The 25,062-nt window shown below is 44.3% G+C and carries 20 protein-coding genes; 7 read left to right on the top strand and 13 right to left on the bottom strand.

Going from position 1 to position 25,062, the window contains the following annotated elements; translation table 11 throughout:
• Window positions 1–152: 152 nt before the first annotated feature.
• Both FIV04_RS08870 and FIV04_RS08865 read right to left on the bottom strand, forming a co-directional pair.
• Window positions 153–1,835 carry an aspartate:alanine antiporter gene (locus FIV04_RS08870; protein WP_150894274.1) on the bottom strand — a complete coding sequence of 561 codons (1,683 nt, stop codon included), beginning with the start codon at window positions 1,833–1,835 and terminating at the stop codon, window positions 153–155.
• 234 nt (window positions 1,836–2,069) lie between these two features.
• Window positions 2,070–2,333: a GrxA family glutaredoxin gene (locus FIV04_RS08865; RefSeq protein ID WP_032548707.1), complete on the bottom strand. Its 264-nt coding sequence runs from the start codon at window positions 2,331–2,333 to the stop codon at window positions 2,070–2,072.
• Window positions 2,334–2,769: 436 nt separating this feature from the next.
• On the opposite strand from FIV04_RS08865, the gene FIV04_RS08860 reads away from it, so the two are divergent.
• The gene (locus FIV04_RS08860; protein WP_152468916.1) at window positions 2,770–4,050 is read left to right on the top strand and encodes an iron-containing alcohol dehydrogenase; all 1,281 of its coding nucleotides are present in this window, start codon (window positions 2,770–2,772) and stop codon (window positions 4,048–4,050) included.
• A 68-nt stretch (window positions 4,051–4,118) separates the two neighbouring features.
• On the opposite strand, the gene FIV04_RS08855 is transcribed toward FIV04_RS08860, so the two are convergent.
• The 5 genes from FIV04_RS08855 to FIV04_RS08835 form a co-directional block, all read right to left on the bottom strand.
• Complete coding sequence (locus tag FIV04_RS08855; protein WP_032548710.1) at window positions 4,119–4,973, bottom strand: MurR/RpiR family transcriptional regulator; 855 nt, start codon at window positions 4,971–4,973, stop codon at window positions 4,119–4,121.
• A gap of 370 nt (window positions 4,974–5,343) precedes the next feature.
• Window positions 5,344–6,987 (bottom strand): pyridoxal-dependent aspartate 1-decarboxylase PanP, encoded by a 1,644-nt coding sequence (panP, locus tag FIV04_RS08850; RefSeq protein ID WP_152468915.1) that lies wholly within the window; start codon window positions 6,985–6,987, stop codon window positions 5,344–5,346.
• 133 nt (window positions 6,988–7,120) lie between these two features.
• On the bottom strand, window positions 7,121–7,648 hold the full coding sequence (locus FIV04_RS08845; RefSeq protein ID WP_032548712.1) for a hypothetical protein: 528 nt from the start codon (window positions 7,646–7,648) through the stop codon (window positions 7,121–7,123).
• A gap of 207 nt (window positions 7,649–7,855) precedes the next feature.
• Window positions 7,856–8,761, bottom strand: a complete 906-nt coding sequence (locus FIV04_RS08840) for a lysine exporter LysO family protein (RefSeq protein ID WP_152468914.1) — start codon at window positions 8,759–8,761, stop codon at window positions 7,856–7,858.
• Window positions 8,762–8,795: 34 nt separating this feature from the next.
• Window positions 8,796–9,716: an HDOD domain-containing protein gene (locus tag FIV04_RS08835; RefSeq protein ID WP_150868836.1), complete on the bottom strand. Its 921-nt coding sequence runs from the start codon at window positions 9,714–9,716 to the stop codon at window positions 8,796–8,798.
• A 364-nt stretch (window positions 9,717–10,080) separates the two neighbouring features.
• On the opposite strand from FIV04_RS08835, the gene FIV04_RS08830 reads away from it, so the two are divergent.
• Window positions 10,081–10,662, top strand: coding sequence for a TfoX/Sxy family DNA transformation protein (locus tag FIV04_RS08830; RefSeq protein WP_150868835.1), 582 nt, complete (start codon window positions 10,081–10,083; stop codon window positions 10,660–10,662).
• Between the two features lie 120 nt (window positions 10,663–10,782).
• Here the strand turns inward: FIV04_RS08830 and FIV04_RS08825 are convergent, their stop codons facing one another.
• The 3 genes from FIV04_RS08825 to FIV04_RS08815 form a co-directional block, all read right to left on the bottom strand.
• Window positions 10,783–11,325 (bottom strand): hypothetical protein, encoded by a 543-nt coding sequence (locus FIV04_RS08825; protein WP_032548717.1) that lies wholly within the window; start codon window positions 11,323–11,325, stop codon window positions 10,783–10,785.
• A gap of 187 nt (window positions 11,326–11,512) precedes the next feature.
• The gene (locus FIV04_RS08820) at window positions 11,513–12,010 is read right to left on the bottom strand and encodes a response regulator (RefSeq protein ID WP_032548719.1); all 498 of its coding nucleotides are present in this window, start codon (window positions 12,008–12,010) and stop codon (window positions 11,513–11,515) included.
• Window positions 12,003–13,946: an ATP-binding protein gene (locus tag FIV04_RS08815; protein WP_152468913.1), complete on the bottom strand. Its 1,944-nt coding sequence runs from the start codon at window positions 13,944–13,946 to the stop codon at window positions 12,003–12,005. Before FIV04_RS08815 ends, FIV04_RS08820 begins: the two co-directional genes overlap by 8 nt.
• A gap of 185 nt (window positions 13,947–14,131) precedes the next feature.
• Here FIV04_RS08815 and FIV04_RS08810 point away from each other — a divergent pair, with 185 nt between their 5' ends.
• The 4 genes from FIV04_RS08810 (at window position 14,132) to FIV04_RS08795 (ending at window position 20,093) form a co-directional block, all read left to right on the top strand.
• Window positions 14,132–15,394: a DUF945 family protein gene (locus FIV04_RS08810; RefSeq protein WP_152468912.1), complete on the top strand. Its 1,263-nt coding sequence runs from the start codon at window positions 14,132–14,134 to the stop codon at window positions 15,392–15,394.
• Window positions 15,395–15,589: 195 nt separating this feature from the next.
• Window positions 15,590–16,684, top strand: coding sequence for a 3-phosphoserine/phosphohydroxythreonine transaminase (gene serC / locus FIV04_RS08805; protein WP_152468911.1), 1,095 nt, complete (start codon window positions 15,590–15,592; stop codon window positions 16,682–16,684).
• A 302-nt stretch (window positions 16,685–16,986) separates the two neighbouring features.
• Window positions 16,987–18,132, top strand: a complete 1,146-nt coding sequence (locus FIV04_RS08800; RefSeq protein WP_152468910.1) for an extracellular solute-binding protein — start codon at window positions 16,987–16,989, stop codon at window positions 18,130–18,132.
• A gap of 23 nt (window positions 18,133–18,155) precedes the next feature.
• Window positions 18,156–20,093 carry a GGDEF domain-containing protein gene (locus FIV04_RS08795; RefSeq protein ID WP_152469553.1) on the top strand — a complete coding sequence of 646 codons (1,938 nt, stop codon included), beginning with the start codon at window positions 18,156–18,158 and terminating at the stop codon, window positions 20,091–20,093.
• A 108-nt stretch (window positions 20,094–20,201) separates the two neighbouring features.
• On the opposite strand, the gene FIV04_RS08790 is transcribed toward FIV04_RS08795, so the two are convergent.
• Both FIV04_RS08790 and FIV04_RS08785 read right to left on the bottom strand, forming a co-directional pair.
• A complete protein-coding gene (locus FIV04_RS08790; protein WP_150868831.1) occupies window positions 20,202–20,918 on the bottom strand; it encodes a 3'-5' exonuclease in 717 nt (238 codons plus the stop codon).
• A gap of 5 nt (window positions 20,919–20,923) precedes the next feature.
• Window positions 20,924–22,813: a DUF294 nucleotidyltransferase-like domain-containing protein gene (locus FIV04_RS08785; RefSeq protein ID WP_150868830.1), complete on the bottom strand. Its 1,890-nt coding sequence runs from the start codon at window positions 22,811–22,813 to the stop codon at window positions 20,924–20,926.
• A gap of 206 nt (window positions 22,814–23,019) precedes the next feature.
• Here FIV04_RS08785 and FIV04_RS08780 point away from each other — a divergent pair, with 206 nt between their 5' ends.
• Window positions 23,020–23,604 carry an outer membrane beta-barrel protein gene (locus FIV04_RS08780; protein ID WP_253895407.1) on the top strand — a complete coding sequence of 195 codons (585 nt, stop codon included), beginning with the start codon at window positions 23,020–23,022 and terminating at the stop codon, window positions 23,602–23,604.
• 106 nt (window positions 23,605–23,710) lie between these two features.
• On the opposite strand, the gene FIV04_RS08775 is transcribed toward FIV04_RS08780, so the two are convergent.
• Window positions 23,711–24,901 carry an amino acid aminotransferase gene (locus FIV04_RS08775; protein ID WP_152468909.1) on the bottom strand — a complete coding sequence of 397 codons (1,191 nt, stop codon included), beginning with the start codon at window positions 24,899–24,901 and terminating at the stop codon, window positions 23,711–23,713.
• Window positions 24,902–25,062: the final 161 nt, after the last annotated feature.

Genomic DNA, 25,062 nt, shown 5'->3' with positions numbered 1-25,062 from the left:
AGGATGCGAGAGGAGTTGAGAGCAGATACGGGTGGCGAGATACGAAGGGAGTTAAGAGCAGGAGCGAGGCTTGAACTGTTAAAAACAAGTCATAAAAAATGCACTAACTCTTTCGAATTAGTGCATTGGAAAATTCTGAACGAATCTAGTCGTTAGCTGATAATGATGATGAAAGTACCGGCTAGGGTCATCAATATGTTGGCTATCGCGTACGTACCGGCATAGCCCAGAGCAGGGATAGTTGAGCGAGCGTGGTCGTTTACGATGTCCATCGCGGGTGCGCAGGTTCTTGCACCGATGATGGCACCAAATAGCAGCGCGCGGTTCATCTTAAGAATGTAAGCGCCGACTAGGTACGCGAATATTACCGGCAGCACACTTACTATCAACGCAATCCCTATGACTTGAGGGCCGACTTGAGTTAAGTGCTCAAATATCTTGCCACCGGCGCTAAGTCCAATACCAACCATAAAGAACATTAAACCTAGGTCTTTGACCATGTTCAGAGCACCCTGAGGTACATAACCAAAGGTAGGGTGGTTTGCTCGTAAGAAGCCCAGCATAATGCCTGAAAGCAGTAGGCCAACAGCATTACCCAGCCCAAACGAAACTTGGCCGAATGTCATTGTAATTAGACCGAATAGAATCCCCAGAATGAAGAAGCTACAGAAAGCCATTAAGTCTGCCATTTGGCTGTGAATCGAGATGAAACCGATTTTCTCAGCTAGGCCATGAACACGACTCTTCTCACCACTGACTTGTAGAACGTCACCCTTGGCTAATACGATGTTTAAATCCATCGGCATTTCGATTTGAGCACGCACTACACGGTTCAAGAAACAGCCATATTCAGACAGGTTGAGGTCTGAAAGGCGTTTACCCGCGATACTGTCACTTTTTACGACGATCTCTTCTTCTACGATACGTAGGTCAAGAAGGTTACGGTCGAATACCTCTTTACCGTTTCTAAAGCTAGGATCAAGACGAGCATGGCTGTCTGGGAAACCCACTAGTGCGATCTCATCGCCTTCTTGAAGAATTGCGTCACCATCTGGGTGGGCAAGAATGCCGTTACGACGGATACGTTCAATGTAACAACCAGTTTGACGGTAGATACCTAGCTCACGCAGGTTCTTGCCGTCTGTCCAGTCAATGAGCTCTTGTCCTACGCGGTATGCACGAATGATTGGCAGGTAAACTTTACGCTGACCAGATGCACCTAAACCACGCTCTTGAGCTATCTGCTCTGCAGAGTCATGCAGGTTTACCTTTTGCAGTTTTGGAATCAAACGCGCGAACATGATCATGCTGATCAAGCCGACTAAGTATGCCATCGCATAGCCAACCGAAAGGTTTTCGATAACTAGGCTAATGTCCATGTTGCGCGGTACTTCTGCGAGCCCAGAGTTGAGGGCATCTTGTGCGCCAACAAGAATTGGCGTTGCGGTGAGTGCACCAGCCATCATACCCGCTGACAAACCAAACCCTAGCCCCAAGTATTCACTACAGAAGTAGGTGAGGGCGATAGCGGTTGAGAGCACAACTAAGCTCAAGATGAGGTAGTGTTTGCCATCTCTAAAAAAGATACCAAAGAAGTTAGGTCCAGCCTCAATACCAACACAATAGATAAACAGCATGAAGCCGATGGTTAGCGCTTCTGCGTTGAACGAGAAGCCAAGGTGACCCATTACTAATGAGGTGATTAAGACACCAATAGAGTTACCTAGTTGAAGATTTCCAAAGCGGATTTTACCAATGGCAAGGCCAATCGCTAATACGACAAAGATGAGAAGAATAGGGTTTTGCTCAAGCAAAAGTACAACGTCGATATTCACAGCAGCAGCTCAGTATAAGGCGTGAAACATAAGATAGTGTAGAGATGTGAATTGTATCTAATTATAGATAAATTATAAGCGCTAATTTGCTATTTCACTTGATTTTAACGTGATTCATTTTTGTTCTAGGTATTAAAAAAGCTCACGTGAATCACGTGAGCTTTAGAATAAGGTTTCTTCAATGATTTGATAGGCTTTGCGTCAGGCTTAACCTATTTTAATCAACGCTTTCGATTAATCGAAAAGACCTAGGTTTGCTTTTGCGTATGCTTCGAAGTCATCACAGCCACCGATGTGCTCTTGGTCTACGAAGATTTGAGGAACAGTTTCAACAGGCTTACCTACAGTTTTCTCTAGGTCAGCTTTGCTGATGCCTTCTGCGTGAATGTCAACATAACGGTAGTTGAAGTCATCGCGCTTAGCTTTAAGAGTCTCAGCGTGCTCTTTAGCACGAACACAGAATGGACAAGCAGGGCGACCAAAGATTACTACAAACATTTCATTTCTCCTAAATACGGGATGAGGCTCGTTAACCCAAATATGTTAACTATTCTTACAGGGATACGACTCAAAATTCTTAAAACCAACTATGCCTCAATGCTATGGGGAAATAAAGATGGAATTGCCTGTTAATGCGATAGGTTTTACCTATCAGCTTAAATAATATTCACCCACACCTCCGCTTTCCTCTAATGCCCTCGCTAGACGCAAGGAGATAGGGTACAGAATGTGAATCAGCGCTAATAATCTGACTTTGAGGCGTTTTTAATGCGACAAGTTGCACCGAGTCAAAAAAAATCGATTCAGTTACGGGCATCTTGTTGTTAGATAAATCATATAGCATTCAAATAAACAGATAACCGCATAGAAGTTTTAGCAAACCACAACAACAAAGAGTTCGTAGTATTGTTTGGTCATAGGCGCAGGAGGCACCATGTTTCAATTTATGACATCTACAAAGATCATCTTTGGTGAAGGAGCATTACCGTCTTCACTGTCTCAGTTTAATCAGTATGGCTACAGCGTGTTACTGGTGACTGGGAGTAACCTAGACAGAACCACGATTGTTACCGAATATCTCGACGCACAGAGTATGCGTTATCAGCACATCGCCGTGTCGGGTGAGCCGAACATAACCATGGTCGAAGAGGCCGCCACTTCTGCACGCCGCTTTAAGCCCGATATGGTGATTGCTATGGGCGGTGGCAGTGCAATTGATATGGGGAAAGCGTTGGCGGCGATTTTGCCCAATCAGGGCAATGTGTATGACTATGTAGAAGTCGTTGGACGCAATGTGCCTTTGAAGACGAAGCCATTACCTTTTATTGCGATTCCAACCACGGCAAGTACGGGGGCTGAAGTCACCAAAAATGCGGTACTAAAATCTGGCCAAGATCAGGTCAAAATCAGTTTACGTAGTCCAGATATGCTTGCTGACGTGGCGATTGTCGACCCAACACTTACTTATGGTACTAGCTTGTATCTGTCAGGCCGCGGGGCAATGGATGCCTTTACTCACTTAATGGAAGCCTATGTTTGTGGCGATCCAAATCCACTCACTGATATGATTTGTGAAGAAGGATTAAGAAAGTTGAGTGCGTCGGTGGTGAAAGCGTGTGTAGAAGACCAACCTCAAGCTCGCGCTGATCTGGCGTTTGCGTCGATGCTAGGTGGCATGGCAATTACTAATGCTAAATTGGGAGCAGCACATGGCTTGGCATCGGCATTAGGAGGAAAGATACACGTGCCACACAGCATCATTACTGGTCGTTTGGCGCCTTTGGTGATGCTTGAGAATATAGAAGTCGCTAGAGAGCAGGGTCGCGACGATATCTTGGCTCGGTATCAGCGTATTGCTGCAATCGTAACGGGGGATGAGAACGCAATTGAGGAGCAGTCAGTCAGTTGGCTTTCAGGGTTACTCGAGACGCTTGAAATACCGAGTCTCCTTCACTTCGGAGTATGTAAAACACCGTTTGAAGATGTTGCTGAGGATGCGATGAAGTCGGTAGCGATCAAGGGAAACCCACTGCCACTTAATAAGGCGCGACTGGTACACATCTTAGAGAAGGTTTGTCGTGACTGCAGTTGTGATTCTTCACAATTGCAGCATAAGAGCTACCGTGAAAACGGAGCGGAATCGAGTTTTACGATTATTAACTCTTACGCTTCGGAAAACAGCGTTGTCGAAAAGGGCAATAGCTGGACGATATGAAGATGAATAAGTTTGGTAAAACAAAAACGGAGCCATGAGGCTCCGTTTTTAATATGTCTACATTCAGTTTAGAACTGAGAGTATTTTTCGTAGCGTGAATCACGCAGTGACTCTTTAACACGTTTTAGGTTTTCGCGGAAACCAGTGCCACGACGCAGCGTGAAGCCTGTCGCCAGGACATCGATAACTGTCATCTGAACCACACGACTTGCCATTGGCATGTAAACGTCAGTGTCCTCAGGCACGTCCAATGAAATAGACAGTGAGCTTGCCTTATCCAGTGGAGAGTCTTTAGCCGTGATGGCGATAACTGTTGCGCCATTTTCACGAGCTAGGTTCGCAATTTCAACTTGGCTCTTAGTACGGCCAGTGTGTGAAATCAGAACGATAACGTCGTTGTCGCTACAGTTAATGCAGCTCATACGTTGCATCACGATGTCTTCAAAACAGGTGATTGGGATATTGAAACGGATGAACTTGTTTTGAGCATCTCTTGCAACAGACGAAGACGCACCCAAACCAAAGAAAGAGATGCGCTTAGCTTGCGTTAGCAGGTCAACCGCGCGGTTTACTTGCATTGAATCTAGGCTATTTTTAGCCACATCTAAACACGCCATTGTTGATTCGAAAATCTTATGCGTGTAAGCATCTGGGCCATCATCTTCTTCAACGTTACGGTTCACATAAGGAGTTCCGTTTGCCAAGCTCTGAGCTAGGTGCAATTTGAAGTCAGGAAAGCCTTTCGTATCTAAACGACGACAGAAGCGGTTAACAGTAGGCTCACTCACATCGGCCATTTTTGCCAATGTAGCGATACTAGAATGAATAGCAGTTTGAGGGGAAGCCATAATGACTTCGGCGACTTTACGCTCAGACTTGCTGAAATTTTCCAGGTTTTTTTGTATTTTTTCTAATGTATTCATAGTGTTCACGAGGGTATAGAGAACAACTTGCTAGTTAATATCCGCTGACCAGGGGAGTGGCTGAAACAAATAGCAGTGAAGAGTTATCAAGCAAAAACAAGCTACAACGATAATGCTCTTTAGTACTGCCGTTTCAAATAGATATACATTTAACTAGCACCATAGGATAAGTATAAACCTAACACACTATTTACTAATACAAAAACACGGGATGAATGCTTCAGAATATGACAAACCTCAACAAAATTTTAGAAAACTACAAAACTGGAAGATGATTTGAGTAAAAAAAGTGCAAATAGGCGTGGAAATGACGTGTTAGTTACATCAAAAAGAAATAAATTTTCAATCTGATGCAACTAAATTTGAATAACTATGAGTGAATCTTACTGACTAGTGTTGTGATCTTACCCATTAGGTTCGGAGCTAGCTTAGCGATTTCGCGCTGTTCCTCTAACACTGAGGTTAGGATCTCATTACCCGTTAGCGGGTTGGCAAGAACTACACGGAACACGATGATGTGTTGGTGTGACCAGGCTTCAGGGTTAAGACGTGTACGAGACACAAAAGACTTACCCGTTTCACGCTGTTTCTTCTGAATGAACTTCGTCAGTTCGTTGAGCAGTTCGTTAAGTTCTGTACGGTCAGCATCATCAGCTTTTTCGAGAGCTAGTTTAACGCTTTCAGGCACATAACGGTAAGTCAGAAGGCACAATTCAGGCTCAGAAACGAGCTCGAAGTCACTTTGTTGTTTAATAAGGTCGGCAAAATAGCGTGCCTTATTAATGCTTTGGTCGATCAGTAGCTCGTAACCTGGACGACTAATGATGTGCATGGCTGCGTACACAAGCATCGCCATACCAGAGCGAGAGCCTTCTAAAGTATGGCTTCCTAGGTCTTTTGAACCTTTACGTAGAATGTACTGCGCGTGGTGTTCAATGGCCGTCATAGCGTCAGGCTGCTTGAATAGCACCATACCCGCACCCATAGGGATGTAGAGCTGTTTATGCGCATCAATCGTCACTGAGTCTGCCAATTCAATACCATCTAACAGATGACGATGGTTGTTCGACATGAGCGTTGCACCACCCCAAGCAGCATCTACGTGGAAGTGACACGCTTCTTCGGCACAAATTTCAGCCATTCTCTTCAGTGGGTCAATGTTGCCAGTTTCTGTTGTACCCGCAACACCGATTACTGCAAACGGCTTGATGTTTTTACTTTTTAGCTCAGTGATCTTACGCTTCAGATCTTCGGTACAAATCTTGTTGTCGTTATTAGTTTTAACCGACACAAGACCTTCTTGACCGATACCCAGTACATCTGCGGCTTTTTTCAGAGAGTAGTGACCACGTTCAGAAACCAAAATCGCTAGGCCTTCATAGCCGTAGTGCTTCATAGCCTTGAACAGGCCCTCTTTCTCAACGCCCTTAAACTCGCCTTGTGCCTTAAGTGCATTGTTACGTGCAACCCAAAGTGCGGTGATATTAGCAATCGTCCCGCCTGAGCAGAAAGCACCCAATGAATGGTTAGCACTGTGCATCCAGCGAGAGTAGAAGGTGTCGTCTTGCTGGTAGATAAGGCGGTGCAGCATCCCCAACACTTGACGCTCAAGTGGTGTGAATGCTTTTGAAGTTTCGATTTTCACTAAGTTCTGATTGAGCGCAATCATGATCTTTGACAGCGGCATCAAGAAGTACGGCAGAGCCGACGTCATATGACCAATAAAGCTTGGCGCTGATGTGTGAACTGAGTGAGAAACAAGTGAATCGAGTAGGTGCTCGGTATGTTCAGAAACAAACTCTGGCTGCTCTGGGATATGAGCATTAGAAAAGTCCTTCTCAATCTCACGGAGCGGCTTCTCTTCAGCCACGATGTGCTCTCGTAGAAATTGATTCAGGTTTTGTGACAGTTTGTCTTCGATTTGTGTAAGTGTTGAGTCTGGACCTTCTGGTACCGTGAAGATACGCAGTAGGCTGTCAAAGCTTACATCTGCTGTTTTTTGTTCCGTAACCATAGCAAGCGAGTTATTTTTCTAATATTGACGCGAGCGGGACAATCTAAACGAAAACGGGCACAAAGTCCCGTCTTAATTATGAAATCCCACTTCCCATAAACGTAACTTTCTAGAAGAAGTCACGTTTATGTCGCTATTTACACTGAGTATTTTCTACTTTAGCGATAGATTGGTTGTAACGCTGAAGGGCAGTATCGATCTGTTTCGGGTGGCTCAACAGCTCTGCAAATGCAGAACGTAGCTCGTAGTTTTGAGCGTGTGGCTTAGACTGACGATCATCGAAGGTTGTCTTTGCAATTTTGCCTAGCTCATCATCACGCTGTGATAGTGCTTTGATGTCATGTTGTTCTAGCTTCAGCCAACCTTCAACAGAACGCTCCGTAGCGACTTTGCTTGAATCGTTAACTAGGTAGTAGCGAACTGCAGCACGGTTTAATTCAAAGTGGTGCTTACGGCCTTCAAGGAACCACTGACTCACTTCTTTAAGCTCTGGGTATTGAGCTGAAGTTAGATCAGCAAGATCTGAGTACCAGTTTAGAGATGCGTCGATGTACGCATCGTATTTTTCAGCAAGACATTGTTGGTTTCCAGTTAAGCTCTCTGCTGCAAAAGAGAAAGTAGAAGTTGATGCTAGCAGTAGTGCGACACAAAGGCGTTTCATAGTGGTTCCTTTTTGGGTTTATTCTTTTTAGAACTAATTTTTATGTAGAACTATGTCTTCACAGATTACCGTGGTTAGTATTTGTTGAGCAACGACACTTAATGTCTTTTTATTTCGGTAACTGTTTCAGTATCTTGGGCAATTTCAGTGTATCGAGTACAGAGACACCGACGCATTCTAATGGAAAATAGGTGCCATTCCTGCGATCTAGTTAGCAAGAGATACAAAGAATAGCATCAATACCGGAACTAACAGACTCAAAATGAAGCCACTGACAATCGCAATAGGTACACAACGTACACCGCCTGTTGTCTGTATCACGGGAAGGGTGAAGTCCATCGCTGTCGCGCCCGCATATCCAATAGAAGTACAAGGGTAGCTTCGTATCAACATCGGAATCACGACCAGAGCGATCAATTCACGTAGTAACTCCAGCATAAAAGAGGCGCCGCCATAAACCGGACCAAAGGCGTCACCCATTAAAATCCCGGCAAGCGAATACCAACCAAAGCCAGATGACATTGCTAAAGCACGAAACAGTGGGATATCTAGCAGGTAGGCGGCAATCACACCGCCTAGCATGGAGGTAACGATAATAGTGGCGGCAATCACCATACCATGTTTGTTCAAGAGAATTTGGCGTAGTGTTAGGCCACTGTTTCGAAGTTGAATACCAATGAAGAACAGCAGTGCGAACAGAATCCACTCGCTGGCTGTATCCACCCAGCTCAAGCCGATTGGCAGCAGAAGACCAGCAATAAGACCAGTACCAACCACTAAAATCAATTTGGCAGATTCGAGCGCCATAGAAGAGAGTGGTAGTTTCTTCTGACTACTGTCTGTTTGAAGTGGAAGGGCCTTATCAATTAAAGGCAACGCCAGTAGATTGCATGCGCTTAGGCAGACAAAGAATGTTGCAGTGTAGAGCAAAATCGTTTGTAGGTTGCTACCTAGGTTGTCGAGTGCGGCGAGGCTTAACCCCATTAAACCAAGAATGACGTATATCAGAGAAGACGTAGCACGATTAATCGTATCCAGTGTCTTTTCATTAGAAATAGAAAATAGGTACCCCACCACAAGCGGGGCAAAAATGAAGATCATCCCTGTAAACATGATTCCCTCGATGCTGATTTAGCGGTCTATCGCCTTATAAACCGCTCGCATTGATAACGTCGTTAAGCTGTCCGTGGAACTCATTGTCATTTAAGTTGCTGAGTTGATAGAGAACTTCAGCTCCAGTGACGTTAAGTTCGACTTCGTGAGAGTCGATGTTTTCATCATTGTTTCTAAACATCAAGAGATGATTAGCAATTCGTGCAATATCGAGGTAAGAAACGTCTTTCTCACTGTTTATAGAGGACTTATTCGAGGAGACATCAATAAAATCACTATCAAAACCCCATTGTTTCAAGACCAATTGACTGGTAGCAGAACATTGGGTCTGGAAGATTTGTAAGGCGATGTCTTGGTCGAGGTAATTCCCTCTCTCCAAGTAGTTGTGGTACTCGCTAACCAAACAGAACAGACCGATATCAGCAAGTAAGCCGACCAATAAGGCTTTTTCTTGTTCTAGGTAGCTGTATTCTTGTGGCTCGTACTCTTTAAACTGGTTTGTAACCAACACCATAGTTGCGCCAAGCTCTTTTGAAATCGACGCACTTTGTCTTAGCAACTGATTACAATCTTGGCTTAGATTGACGCTGTGTTTGAGTTGTTCTATCGCTTGAGCGGTCACAATGTCGCGAACGCGCAGAATCCCGAGACGAGAAACGGCAGTCATGATATCGACACAGGTGATGTTGCGGCGGTTGAACACTACGGAATTGGCAACACGAATCACGATGGCTGTTAATCCTGGATCCTCTAGCAAACATTTTGCTACATCGGCGATTCCTGTTGATTCGAGGGTACAAAGTTTCTGAATTTTCAAAACCACATCTGGGATGGGAGGTAAGTTGATTTTACCAGAGGCAATAGAGCTACTAACCAGTTGTGCGAACTCAGTTTCAAGTCCTTTGAGTAGAAGTGCTTTGTTCTCAGGAAGCCAATAGAAGGATAAATGATTCATATAGAGAGAGTAAATTGTAAGACGGTTCCAGTTTACAAGCCGCAATGCTGCCGTGCAATAGTACAAAAGCAAAAATCAGCTTTGGCTAAAAACAACTAAATTTGAACCGGGATAACACTAGGCGTCAAAATGAAAGCGCCAAATAATGGCGTAATGTGATGCAAGTCATGAAATTTTGCGATAGTCAATTAATTGCTGTGAGCTAAGTCCAGACTTAATTTTCTTTTCGAAGTATGATTTATTTCAAAGGTGGAAAGCAACTCATAATATTCACCTATATTTAGAACATTTTATTTTCGCATACAAAAAGCTGCTTATCTGGTGATCGTACTAATCGGGGTAATTTGATTAAGGATCAATGGATATGACCGAGACAGCATTTATTAATTACGTAAGTAAGTTTGGTGAGCACCAAAAACGTTCAATGTTTGGAGGTACGGGCCTCTTTCAGAGCGATGCGATGTTTGCATTGATTAGCGAAGGTTGTTTATTTATTCGCGGTGGCGAGTCGTTAGATGAAAAATTGACGGATCTAGACTGTGAAAAATATCGCCACGTCAAAAAGCAGACAACAGCCACTGTAAATTACTACGATATTACCGATCTGTTTACGTGTGAGCACCCTGAGCTGGATAGCATTATTCGAACTTCTATCGATAATTCAGTTCAACAACGTAGTTTCAAGAAATCGACTGCTAGCCGCCGTTTGCGCGACCTACCTAACATGCAACTCACGTTAGAGCGTATGGTTAAAAAGGCGGGCGTTGAAGACGTCTCTATGTTCATGCAGTTAGGCGCATCTGAAGTTTTCAGTAAGGTTCGTAAAACTTACGGCAACGATGTAGACCTAAAGCTACTTTGGAAATTTGCTGGTGCAATTGATGGTATTCACTGGAAACTGCTTCAAGAACCTCGCAAACAACAGCTATTGAAGAGCTGCCACTAGAATCCACCTATATGCTTAAGATTATTCAATACAAATAAAAACCGAGGACATAATCCTCGGTTTTTGTTTATCTATTCAATCGCTTACTTAGCTACCCTTGTGGGGGCAGCTTAAAGTCTATTAGAACTTGAAGCGAGTAGTGAACATGATTTGATCACCGTAGAAGTCGTTGATACGAGCTTCTGCACCTAGAGAGAATAGCTCTGTAGAGTGGAAACGAGCGTAAACAGAACCGATCCAATCATCGTTGTCATCGATAGATACGTAACCCGCTTTACCACCAACCTCAAGTTGTGGACCTAACCATTGACGAACACCTAGGTTCAGCTCCATACCCAGATCAGTAGAGCTAGAGTCTTCTGGCTGTACGATACGCATTAGCATTTCACCAGTAAGATCTGCCCAGTTGTTGATTGGAGAGTGGAAACCAAGACCAACGCCAGAATCGAAATCGCCTTCAAACTCAGAGTCGATACGTGCTACAGCGTGAGCATTTGGGTGGATTGACTTACTGAACGCGCCACCGAAAGTAACTGGGCTTGCGCCGATACGAGCTTCAAAGTAATCGTAGCTAAAGTTGCTCATTACTTGTGGTTGGTCATCGGCTGCAAATGCTTGGCTAGATGCCAGAAGCATAGCGGTAGTCAGTAGAATTTTACGCATAACGACAGTAAACCTTTATTAATGTTAATTCCCTGTGTCTGCACCCAGTGGCACAAACAATAAATATCGAGACATTCTAGTCTAACTTGTAGAAAAGTAATCCTTTTAAATGTCATTCATTTGTCATTTAGCTAAAAAGTAAGCAAATTGAGTGCCATTGTGCAACTTTGATTGCTAGATTTGCAGTCTACTCGCCAAAACTGGTGCGTTTATTCGCCATAGTTGTAAGAATTCTTTCGGTATCGAGGATCGCTGTCCATTGCAACAAATTGTCGTCTTCTTGAATCACATAGTCGGTCAGTTGTTGGGTAATGGTGGCTCTGAGTTCGTTACCACGCCAAGGTTTCGAGATGTAGAAGTCGAGCGCTGCGTTATTGATTGCCGTTACCGTGTCTTCTAAACCCGCTTGCCCAGTCAAAAGGAGTTTACGAGTGGGTTGAGTTGAAGGCTGCTGGTTCAACTCAATCAGAAAATCGATGCCAGTTTTGTCTGGCATGATGTGGTCGCAGAGTATCAGCGCCAATTTTACGCCGTCTTGTTGCATCTCTTTGATCACTTCTTTTGCCTCGTCGACTGACTCAGCGCCTTCAACCACAAAATCGTCTTCAAATGGTGCAAGGTCTTGAAGAACACTATTGAGCACTTCTGGCTCGTCATCAACACATAGTATTAGGTACTTATTCATTTGAGGCTCCTTGTGAATCGAGAGGTAACCATACCTGCATCGAGGTATAGTTGCCCGGCTCTGAGTCAACAGTAATGAATCCGCTGTGCGCAGTCACAATTTGTTGGGAAATAGAAAGTCCAATTCCTAGACCGAAGTTTCCTTCCTTCTTGGTCGTGAAATTGGGGCTAAAAATGGTTTCAAGATTGGCGCTGTCGATACCATGTCCGTTGTCCTTTATTTCGACAACCCAGTAAGCTTGTTGGTCACGGTATTTTTGAGACGTTGTAATCTCAATCGTGCCGCGCTCGGGTAGGGCATCCAAGGCATTAGATAAAAGATTTGTCCAAACTTGCTGCAACGCCAATGGTTGGCAAAGCAGTCGAGGTAGGCTGCTGTCGTAGTGTTTATCTACGTTATGAACCTTCAGCCTGTTTTCAAAAATCACCAGCGTATCTTCAAGTCCTTCATGAAGGTCAGCATGCAGTTTGGCCTCGTCGTCTTGCCTTGCGTAACCTTTAAGGCTTTTGACCATATCCGCAATTCGTTTGCTGCAAACATGGATCGAGCGAATAGAGTTTCCAACTAAGTGGTAATGCTCTAAATCGTTGAGCAATTCTTTGGCTGCTGTTGGAGACTGTTGTAGTGTCTCAATTACCTGCGGTTGGTCGGTTAGATTCAATTTCACCGCTTTCTTCGCAATTGCGCGATCACTAATTGTTGAAGAGAGGGCTTTGACTAAGTCTCTCTCTTGGGCGGTCGAAAGTGGTTTAGATTGCTTGGCTGTGTCGAGCACTTGAGTGGCCAATGATGAATTCGGTAGGGTTGAATTCAATAGAATCGAGTCAAGGTTATCAGCAAGTGTTTCGATACTACGTAGAATCGCGGCTATAGGGTTATTCAACTCATGAGCAACACCTGCAACTAGCTGGCCAAGCATCGCCATCTTCTCTTTCTCAATTAGTTGCTGGTGGGCAGACTCAAGTGACTCTAGCGTCTCTTGTAAGCGAAGCTTAGTGGTAATACTGCGTTGCAGGCGGCGGTTGAAGTGGCGAAGCAGTAGATTGGTGAACAGTGGTAATAGGGTGCTGTTCGAATGCATCACTTGCGAGAATACATCTCGGTCTAGCTTGATAACGTGCGTTGGTGTTAGCGTAATCGCAGTAGAAAAAGAGGGCTCGCCAGTCACAAATGACATACCGCCAACAATGTTCCCTTTGGTGTGTCTTACCACTTCACGTTGCTGGCCTAGCTCATCTTTTTTATATAGAGCGACTTCACCTTCAGTGATAAACCACAAGAAACGGTTGTCTTCACCTTCCTTAGTTAAAAGGTGGTCAGAAGAGTAGGCGCGAATTGCTTTGGTCTTATCATCTTGAGAGAAGAAATCTTGCAGCGCGTTAACGACTTTCTCTGCCAAAGCTGCATCGGAGAGCTGATGGAAGTCGTGAATAAAGCCGGACTGGAATGAACGTATTTTCTGTTCGATGTGAGCACGCAAGATTCGCTGCTGGTCCAGTACCTGGCTATAAGTGAGTAGGTCGTCTGCCGCATATTTGATGATAAAAGACGTGAGCTCTTTTTGGGCAGACTTGAACAGCACTTGGTCTGGAACAGGTTTGGTCAAACAGTGATTCAAGCGTCCTTCATTGACAGCAGTTAAGATAATTTGGATATCTGACGATGCGCTAACCAAAATCGTACGCGCCGTATTAGTATGAGGCAGTTGTTCAAGCTCGATAAGGAACTGAACTCCATCAAACTGAGAGTGATGATGGGTAATCACCAAAGCGACGGTTTGGTGGTTGTCGTGAATGTCTTTTAAGGCTTGATGGGCTTCGTCGAGATCTTCGGCCGTGTAGATATCGAACGTCGCAGAAAGTGGCGCGAGCTCAATCCTAATTCGCTCAATGCTAATTGGATTATTATCTAAACAAATAACAGCGTATTGATTCACGTTTTTCCCTCTATAACTTCCCTAGCCATAGAGTACCAATATGCGTCAGTAAAGGATGAGAGCTAGTTGGTAATTTGTTGAGCTGATTGAAGTATTCAGCAATAGACTGATTTAACTCAATGTTTCCTGATTGCTATTGTTAGGTTAGACTGAGTATTACAAACGATCGTAATTAAAGAGAACACATGGAACAGCTTAGAAAAATCGGTGCCATTGGTGGCGCCATTTCATTAGCACTCTGTTGGCCACTTGCCGTTGGCCAGATTGGGCAGAATGCGATTACAGATGGTATCGCAACATTGAACAGTTCTAGCATTCAGGCTGAAATTGTTGATTACGACCGCGGCTACTTCTCATCAAATGTAAAAACACGAATCACGATTATCGATGAGAGCTTAAAAGAGCAGCTAGCCATCGATGGCTTGCCAACTGAATATGTTGTTAACAGTGACGTCAGCCATGGCCTGATTGGTCTTGATGCGCTATCGACTCTGGAAGACCAACCGGATCTACCTCTGACTCTAACCACGAGCACTGAGTTGAATGGTAACACCAGCTTTAATTTAGAACTGAGCCAGTTGAACCACCAAGGTACTGCTGAGAATGAAACCTCAGTTTCTATTACTAAGTCGACTATATCTGGCCATGCAACTGTACTGGGACAGATTGATTACAAGCTTGATATTCCTTCTATTCAGATTGATTTCCCATCTGGCGAAGAGATGACCTTATCTAACCTGAAAGGTGTGGGAGAGGGTAAACAAGCAAAGGGCTACTGGTTAGGTACTCAGAACTTCACCATTGATTCGTTTGCTGTAACGGATGCGCAAATGCAGCCGTATGTGTCTATTCAAAACTCTCAATACGATTTTGAATCACACCTTGATGAGGCAACGAAACGCCTGCGCAGTAATCTGAAACTGAACATTGCATCGATTCAAACCAGCGACGGTGAGGTGAACAACCTTAATGTTGATTTTGAGATTGATAAGCTAGATAGCCAATCTTTCGAGAAAGTGTTTGAGATTTATCAGTCAAACCCTGTGCTCACGCAGGAAGATATTGAGCAGATCATTCCTTACATTGATACCCTGTTCGCAAAAGGTTTTGACCTTTCGATGAAGAACATCTCGTTGGATTTGGGTAACGGTGAGTTTCACTCTAAGTGGCTAGTCAGTGTTCCAGAAGGCACCGAAAACATTAGCAGCGATCCAAGCCTTATCATCCCAGCTCTAAAGGGTGACATTAGCTCAAGCTTTTCTAATGAACTGGTACAAGAGTACCCATTTATTCAGGAAGGCATCGACGAATTGATCGTTATGGAGATGATTGAGCAAACGGAAACTGGCTACGAAATTCACGCTGCACTAGAAAATGGAAATTTAGTCTTTGAAAATGGGCAAGAAATTCCATTAATTGCGCTGTTAATGCCTGCTTTAATGCAGTAATTTGAAGCACAAGCATCGTGAATACGCCTATTAGCTAGCCAAAGCTAAGGTTTTTAATCGATACACAACAAAAGAGGTCTGTAGACCTCTTTTGTTGCTTTTTATGTTGAGTAAAACGTGGTATTACTTGCATAGATATATCGATTTACAGTTACATCGAGCCACAGTTATTATCGAGCAGGAGCATCACCCCCCATGGAAAACACTTTAGATAACGTTTTTAATTTCAGTGCAGGTCCAGCAGCATTACCAAAACCAGTAATGAAGCAAGCGCAAGCGGATTTTATTGACTGGAATGGCCTAGGCACATCCGTGATGGAAATCAGCCATCGCAGCAAAGAATTTATTCAAGTCGCGGATGAGTCGGAGCAAGACTTACGTGATCTTCTGAACATCCCAGACAACTACAAAGTTCTTTTTTGTCAGGGCGGTGCGCGTGCTCAATTTGCAGCAGTTCCACTAAACCTACTGGGTGACAAAACAAAAGCAACTTACGTTGATGCTGGCTACTGGGCTGAGAGTGCAGTAAAAGAGGCGAGCAAATACGCAGAGATTGACGTGTTCAACGCTAAGAAAACCGTCGATGGTAAAGCTGCGGTAGTTCCAGCAAGTGAATGGAAGATTGACCCAGAAGCGGCTTACGTTCATTTCTGCCCGAATGAAACCATTGATGGTATCGAAATCAACGAACTGCCTGTAACAGACAAGCCAATTGTTGCGGACATGTCTTCAAATATTCTTTCTCGTAAAATTGACGTATCAAAATACGGTGTGATTTACGCGGGTGCTCAGAAGAACATTGGCCCTGCTGGTATCTGTATCGTGATTGTTCGTGATGACCTTCTAGAACTGGCCAACTCAGTTCTACCAAGTATCTTGAACTACAAGGTATTGGCAGAGAAAGATTCTATGTTCAATACTCCACCTACGTTTGCTTGGTACTTGTCTGGCCTAGTATTTAAGTGGTTGAAAGCAGAAGGTGGTGTTGAAGCAGTTGAGCAAGTGAACCAAGAGAAAGCTCAGCTTCTTTACAACGCAATTGATGAATCAGACTTCTATCGTAACGAAGTTCACCCAGCAAACCGTTCTCGCATGAACGTACCTTTCCAATTGGCTAAACCAGAGCTTGATGGCAAGTTTCTAGAGCTAGCGGACAAAGCGGGTCTTAAGTCTCTAAAAGGTCACCGAGCTGTGGGTGGTATGCGCGCATCTATCTACAATGCGATGACGCTTGAAGGTGTACAAGTGTTGGTGAACTTTATGAAACAGTTCGAGCAAGAGAACGCGTAGTCGTTAAATACACAATACTTATTAGTTAGGGTGTCACACTGTGACACCCTTTTTTGTATCTTTTATAAAATTTTTATTTTGAAGGTCTACATATGATGAGCTAGCTCAAGCCCTGATGACAATTCGCTCGCCAATTATAACCGTACGGGTTATTGTAAATGACTTTGGGTGTTCTCCTTGGATCGAACTTTGAAAGAGGAGGAGCCATAGTGAATTTTCTTCTTTTTAATGGACAAATACTGTATAACGTATCGCCGCAAATCTGCGGTATTCACAGTGTTTGATTTGGTGATGAGGCAGGTTTGAGAATACTAACGGGGCTCGTAGCGTTTTTCCCTTTGATAGCATATGCGGCGACCATTGAAATATGGGCTGGCATTGAGTTTGAAACAGCTCAGAAGGTAAAGCAGCATATTGAAACCTTAACTGAACATACGGTCGAAGTTCGCCGTTTTGATATCAATTCAATTCGTGCTGAGCTTGTGGTCGCAGACCCTCGAGATACCGCTTTCCCTGACGCAATTTGGGTGCCTTCCGATTTCCTCGGCTTGTCAGATTATATTGATATTTCAACCATTCCTGACACTTGGGTTAACGAGAGCCGTTATGAGGAAAAAGCCCTTGAAGTGGTCGAATTCAATGGTCAGCTTAAGGCACTTCCAGTGGCTATTGGTAACCAACTGGTTCTTTATTCTCGTCATCAAAGTAGCACCCAGATGTCATGGGAGAAGCTTACTCATTTATCACATGAGTCATCACGTGAAGCCATAACCTTTCCAAACCCCAATATGTACTTCTATCTGGCTTTTCATCAGCTTTTTTCAAACCAACAATTGTCATCACGAAGCATAGATGGCGAGAGCGTTGTCGCGATATTTCGTTTTATTCAACAGTTAGAACAGCAGGGTGTTATTGCTCGCGAGTGCGATAATGTTTGCGCGCGTCAACGCTTTCTTAGTGGTCAAGTAGACTACCTAATCGATGGTGATTGGGCCTACAGCGAACTCATTGAATCGGAACCTAACCTTACCATTAATGCTTTGCCAACTTATCAAGGTAAAGGTATGGCGTCATTCAGCGGCGCCAAGGTGTTCGCGATAACGGAAAAAGGCATGCAAGATATTGATAAACAGATGGTATTGCGTGAAATGGTCAGTTTTCTACAGTCAAATAGATTCAGCTACTTAGCGCGAAGTGACGCGATGATGTCGCCATTCAAGGATGTGAATCAAAAGCGAATGACATCAAATCAAGGCAGTTTTGCTCAGATGTATCAACAGTTTCAAGCAGCACAAATGATGTCGAGTGACTACTATATGGCGATCGTTTGGGAGGCGGCTGCACGTGCCCTAGAGCGTTACAAGTTGGGCATGCCTAAAAATGAGATTCCTGCATTTTATGATGACTTTGTTGCGCGCTATGCTGAACGAATCGGAGAGCATCAATAATGAAGTTTTCTCTCAAATACACTATGGGCCTAGTGCTTTTCTGCTGTGCGATTCTACCTGTCTATTTTGCTGGTCAGCTGATATTGAACAAGCAGTCTGAAACCTTGTTAGAGCAGAAGGCTATTAAGCTCAATAACTCGACCCAAGGTATTACCCAGACGGTGAAGAGTGAGCTCGATCTGACATTACGTCTTACTGAATGGTACGCCCAAGACCGCTCGCTATTAAAGGCAGGCAGCAATGTGTTCTTCTCGAGCGTGGTGTGGGAAAAAATGGCTCGCTTCAATGAGCTTGCTGATAGTGTGTCAGCAACATACATCTTGGACAAAGATTGGCGTCCAATCTACGACAGCAAAGGCAGTCTGTACCATTTTGAAAACAGCCAGTTATTGAGTGAGATAAAGCGCCCTAAATCCACTTATATTCAAGGAAAGATTTTCCATCGCGAGTTCGCAGAACCGTCGCTAGCGAACGAATCTAAATCTGGCATCGCAATTGTGGCGCCAATTCTGCCTTATCGATTGGTGGAAGGGTCGGAATATTCCCCGCAAGGCTATCTAGTTGTGTTGATGGGCTACGACAGGTTGGAGACAAAGGTTGCGCCGTTTCTTTTTGAAAAAGAGTCGGTTGAATTTCATTACTCCCATTCAGTCGATTTGAATTCGGGTAGTGAGCACGAACACCTAGTAAAAATAGCCAACCCATTGTTCTTAGATCCGCTTTCCATTGCAGTGAAGCACAATGTGTCTGATGAAGCGCGGCAACAAGAGATGCAGCAAGCGCAAGTGGTTTTTGTTCGGATTCTATTTGCTACGTTTTTGCTCGCCGTGGTGTTTGCTTTGGTACTCAATCACTGGTTCTCACGTCAATTGAATCTGTTGTTAGAGTCGGTTGAATCTTACTCGAAAGAGAAGTTGCCCACTATTAAACCCGAGCAGCATAGGTTTACAGAGTTTTACGCATTCAGTGTGTTACTCGACAAGATGTGGCGGCGTATCGGGTACCAGCTAGATGAACTCACCATACGCAATGATAAGCTCAAGTCCGCGTATCAACAGATAAAAGTAAACAACGCGCAACTTGAAAACTTCAATGTTCAGCTTGAGCAAACTGTTGAGGAGAAAACGTATCGCTTGACGCACTCGCTGCAAAGAGAGGCTGATCAAAAGCGTAATATTATGCGGATTGTTGAGTTTGCTTCGATGCGACAAGGTGTCGAGTATCGGTTAATACCGAACTTGGTAGAAACCCAATTAGCGGCGTTGCTCTCGGGTAAGAGTATTCAATTCTCGTTTACTAAACCGACTTCAGGTGTATCTAATACTAACCGAGTGCAATCTCTGTTGGATTCGAAGGGGCAGGTCATCGGCTACTTTAATCACAGTAGTGAACACCTAACGTTGAACGATGAAGATCAACTCATCTTTGATCTTTACCAGAAACAGCTCGCAGCTTGGATTGAGCTGGAAAATATGACGCGAGTAGACCTTGCTTCGGGGTGTTTTAATCGCAAGGCATTTGATGATGATTTAAGTTACTGCGAGCGTAAGGTCATTGAGAAAGGTTGGGTGCTGTCTTTGTTGGTTATCGACGTCAATGGCTTAAAACAGACCAATGATGTCTATGGTCACCAGGCAGGTGATAGGTTGATTAAAGCCTGTGTGGATGTTGTTCAGGAGCGTCTGCAAGGTCATAGCAATATGTATCGATTGGGAGGCGATGAGTTTGCGGTGTTGACTTTGACGCCGAGCGCTGTCCCTGAGGTCGAGACACTCAAAGAGCAGTTATACGCCGACCAAGCGCAGTCTCATATCTTAATAAAGGGTCATCCTATTCCAGTGCTGTTTTCCATCGGCTTCTCTCAGAGTGACAGTTCGGCATTGAGAGACATGTTCAGTAATGCCGATCAAGACATGTATACAGAGAAACGTCGTTTTTACGAAGCTCAGGGCGACTCTTAATTACTCTAGAACGTACGGTACTAAAAAGGAGCAATGTTGCTCCTTTTTAGTTTGGGGCTCTTTAGCTGGAGCTCTTTGGTATAGGCGGTTCAAAAACTGACTAGCCGATTACAACCAGAACTCTTTCAGTGGTCTACTTGCATCATAGTGGTGTGCAATCTGCGCTTGTAGCAGCTCTGCTGTCGCAATGGCATCTGTCAACGCATGGTGTGGCGTGTAGTCGGGGAGGTGATAACGGCGACGACTTTGACCTAATCTAACCGAGCCCGGCTTCTTGCCTTTTAGTTTGTTCCACAAACCGCCAGCAAGCTTATGCTGCACTTGAGATTCAATTTCCAAGGTATCTAATACAGGGAACTCAATACCTTCACCCAGACGTGAGCGGAGCGCGTTATCTAGGAAGTTACGTTCTATGCGTCGATAGTGAACAACCGGGATATGTCCTGCCATTGCTTTAAGCACTTCATCTAGCACTTCGTTTAAATCCGGGGCGTTAAGGATATCGTTGTGAGTAATGCCATGGATAACCACCGACTCTTCTTCCAGCTTTTGTCTTGGCCTTAGCGTCCAGTGACGTGCTTGTTTAAGATAGACTCGGTTGAGTGTAAATGGCACTAACCCAATGGTGATAATGCCATCTTTAGACGGGTTAAGTCCTGTGGTCTCAAAGTCCAATGCCAAGAAGGTAACTTCAGAAATCGGAGTGTCAGCCGCTGGTAGCGGTTTGCTGTAGTACTCTTTGAGACGCTCATCCTTAACACGGTCAAGCTTCTGGGCAAATTTGAAATGCCAATCTACAGCGGGTGACTTAAATATTCTCGTCATCGTATCTACTTAAAGTTGTTGTTGGCTTGGTAACGGAACTTGAGGAAGTTCTGAGCGTTACTGAGAATCTGGAATGCATCTTTTAAGTTACGACGCTCAAAGTCCGATAGATTCTCTGGTTCGATGTTGTTATCTGGTTCAATATTATTATCAACGTCCAGAGCTTGATGTCGGATACGTACCATAGAGATAAACTCCATCGCATCTTTAAGATCCTGAGCTCGTCCTTTCGGCAAAATACCTGCGTCAAGAATGTCGTCGAGACGCTCAAATGAGTTCTTAGAGCGTGACGCGACCGCGAGTGAGTGAACACGGATTAAGTCGGCTAGTGGCGCGGTACCGCGTCGTTTGAGGTTGATGGAGTTGTTATGGCGTCCATCCTTCTCCATCACGAAATCTTTAAAGAAACCAAGTGGTGGCGTGCGGTTGAGCGCATTACGAGCCAAACACGCCAAGAATCGGTTGTTCTTGCGAGAACGTCGTACAATGAAACTATTGAGTTGTTCTGCCCACTTTAATCGGCCATAGACACCATCAAGGTCGAAGAAGATAGAGGCGTTAAGTAGCGCTTTCGGATTCGGATTATCAATCCAATCTGCGAAGCATTCTTCCCATTCAGTGCGCGTCATGCGCCAAGTCGGGTTGGTTGCCATAATGTCGCCTGTACAGTAGCTGTAACCACACTGATCTAAACCGTCGCAGATAAACTTTGAGAATGCTTCAAAGTAAGCACCATGTTTTGCTTCGTCGTAAGTATCATCGAGAATAATCGCGTTATCTTGGTCTGTAACGAGCAACTGTTCATCGCGGCCCATAGAGCCCAAAGCAAGGAAACAGTATGGAATTGGCGCGTTGCCCAGAGTTTCCTCAGCGAGTTCAATAATGCGTTGCTTAAAGCTTCGGCCAATTACCGACATTGCACTGCCCACCATGTGAGCGTTCGCATCCTCGTTAACTAGGCGAACAAAGCTGTCTTTAACCTGTTCTGACAGGACTTTGAGGTCTTCAATACTCTGCTGCTGGAAGATACTGCTCACCAATAGCAGCGAGTTTTGTGATTCGTAACGAACGATGTCGGTTGCTTCAATAATACCTATTGGCTTTTTATCTTTGAGCACGGGTAGGTGATGAACGTTATAGCGCAGCATGGTGAGCATGGCTTCATAGACGTAGGCGTTGTGATCGAGTGAGATAACCTCGGCAGTCATCACACTAGAAACCTCATCAGAAGGGTCTAAGCCTTCGGCGAGCACACGAGTACATAGATCTCGGTCGGTAATGATACCGATAACCGGTGTGGAATCGTCTTCGTCATCTTCTACGATGTCAGGATCAATAATCAGCAGTGAAGAGACATTCTCTTCTGCCATCATGGTCGCCGCTTGTTGGATAGTTCGCGAACGCTCTATCATTGGTGCGCTGCTAGTAAGCAGAGTCTTTACCTTTGAGGTCGTGAGATCGTTGGCATCATTGTTGTTCGAGATGGCTTGGCGTAAGCGCGCGTTATCTTCAACCTCAACAAAGTCGGCAAACGAGTCGTAATTGTCGTAGAGCTCTTGAAAGATGGATTCTGGGATGCAGTAAAGCAGGGTATCTTCGATCGCTTTAACTGGGAAACGTACCTTGTTATTGGTCAGAAGGCCCATCTGACCAAACAGATCGCCTTGATCTAAACGGTTATAGAGTTCTCCTTTACGTCGGTAGACTTCCACCTCACCACTTCGTACCACATATAAGTCGTGGATTTGGTCGCCGAAGTGAATTATCGGTGTGTCCTGACGATAATAGGAAATTTCCACGCTGCTCGTGACTTTTGTAAGCATCTCTTCCGGTAATTCGCTGAAAGGAGGGTATTGTGCGAGGAAATTTTGAATCTCTAATAACTCAGCATCCATAATGTTCATCCGTAAGTTAATATGAATTCATGGTACATCATTTGATAATAATTTGCCGGGACAAATCATTCTGTGAGGTAAAACCTTTTTAAAGTCTGATGGATAGACTAACCTTTGATAAAAAGAAGACAGTGTTAAGGAAGAGTTAAATGTCGATATGGAAGCTGGGCTTAATCTCTGTATGTACTGCTTTCTCAGTAGGGGCTATGGCCCAAGATAATGAGCCAACAATTCTTGATTATAATTATGTCACCGCTTCGGTTTATTCAGGCAGTCTAAATGCAGATGCAGGCGGCAATAACAATGCTTCTGTGTTTGGATTGGGTGTTAGCTATGAAATGACGGATGAGTGGTTGCTTATTGGTGATTACACCGCGCGCTTTATTCATCCAGATGAGAGTACGACTCGAATTGATACTCTGATGGGCGGCGCGGGCTACCGTTTCAATATCCGTAAAGATCTCGATATCGTGGCATCCTATTTGTTGGGGATAACCAAGGGCGAAATTGAGCTCAATTCGAATAACCAGACGCTCGAATCGGATACCGAATTTATCCATGGTGGTAAGGTCGAGTTGAATTATGGTTTCGCGAAACGATGGATTGCTAACGGTAGTATTCAGGCCAATCGAAGCGATCTGTTTGATGAAGAGGTTTACCACTTAGGTTTACGTTACAAGGTTACGTCTAAATTCTCTATTGAGGGAGCGTACCAGCACCGAGACGGCGAAGGAAATAACGGTGGAGAGCGAACTAACGAGCTTGGTCTAGAGTTTAGATTAGAGTACTAACCGTTTAGATAAGTCTCTAAAATAGCCGGTAAGGCAACTAAAAGTGTCGAAATGATAAAAAGCCAGCATATACGCTGGCTTTTTTGATACTTAAAAGAGCTAAAGCTTATAGTACTGCAGCGATACCTTTACATAGAGGTAGCATGTTTGACTTGGTCATACCTGCAACACTGATACGGCCAGAGCCAACAATGTAGATTGCAAACTCTTCTTTCAGGCGAGTTACTTGCTCTTTAGTTAGACCAGAGAACGAGAACATGCCGTTTTGACGTTCGATGAACGTGAAGTCTGCATCAACGCCTTGTTCTTTCAGAGTTGCAACGAATAGTTCACGCATCTCTTGGATACGGTCACGCATTTCAGCTACTTCTGCTTCCCATTCTGCACGCAACTCAGTGTCGCCTAGGATGTGCGTAACAACAGCACTACCGTGCGCTGGTGGGTTAGAGTAGATAGAACGGATGATGCTCTTAACTTGAGAGAATGCAGTGTTTGCAACGTCTGCTGATTCAGCTACTAGCGTGAATGCACCTACACGCTCGTTGTATAGACCAAAGTTCTTAGAGAATGAGCTCGCGACTAGGATCTCTTTGTTGTACTTAGCGAAAGTACGCAGGCCAGCAGCATCTTCTTCAACGCCTTTTGCAAAACCTTGGTAAGCAAAGTCGAATAGTGGAAGAAGCTTCTTCTCAGCAACTAGTTTAGCCAGTACTTCCCACTCTTCCGCTGTTGGGTCGATACCTGTAGGGTTGTGACAGCAGCCGTGTAGTAGAACGATATCGCCTTCAGATGCTTTCTCTAGGTCAGCAACCATGCCCGCGAAGTCTTTGTCTTTAGTCTCAGCGTTGTAGTAGCTGTATTGAGCTGTTTCAATACCTGCAGCAGAGAATACGCCATTGTGGTTTGCCCACGTTGGGTTGCTGATCCAGATTTTTACGTCGCCAAGTTGACGTTTAATGAATTCGCCAGCAACACGTAGAGCACCAGTACCACCTGGAGCTTGTGCTGTTTTTGCACGTTGAGCAGTAACGATTTCAGCGTCTGCGCCGAATAGCAGCTTCTGTACCGCTAGACCGTATTCCGCAGTACCTTCAATTGTTAGGTAAGATTTAGTTTTCTCGTTTTCTAGAAGAGCTGCTTCCGCTTTTTTAACGGTCGCTAGAACTGGCGTTTGGCCATCTTCGTTTTTGTAAATACCAACACCAAGGTTGATTTTTTCTGCACGAGCGTCTTTTTTAAACTCTTCAGTCAGGCCAAGAATAGGGTCTGCTGGTGCTGCGAGTACTTTTTCAAACATAATCTTCATCCATGTCAATTGAGAGGGGATAGTATCTAGTGGTATTTATACCTGTATGAAATTTTGAAGACAATATGAATTGAGAAGAAAGCGGAAAAAAAATCTATTTCGATGGAATTTATGAGTAAAGCTCGAATATATCTAATAAAACACCCTACGGA

Source organism: Vibrio sp. THAF190c (genome assembly GCF_009363355.1).
Lineage (GTDB): Bacteria > Pseudomonadota > Gammaproteobacteria > Enterobacterales > Vibrionaceae > Vibrio > Vibrio fortis_A.
This window is presented reverse-complemented; position numbering and strand designations above follow the sequence as displayed.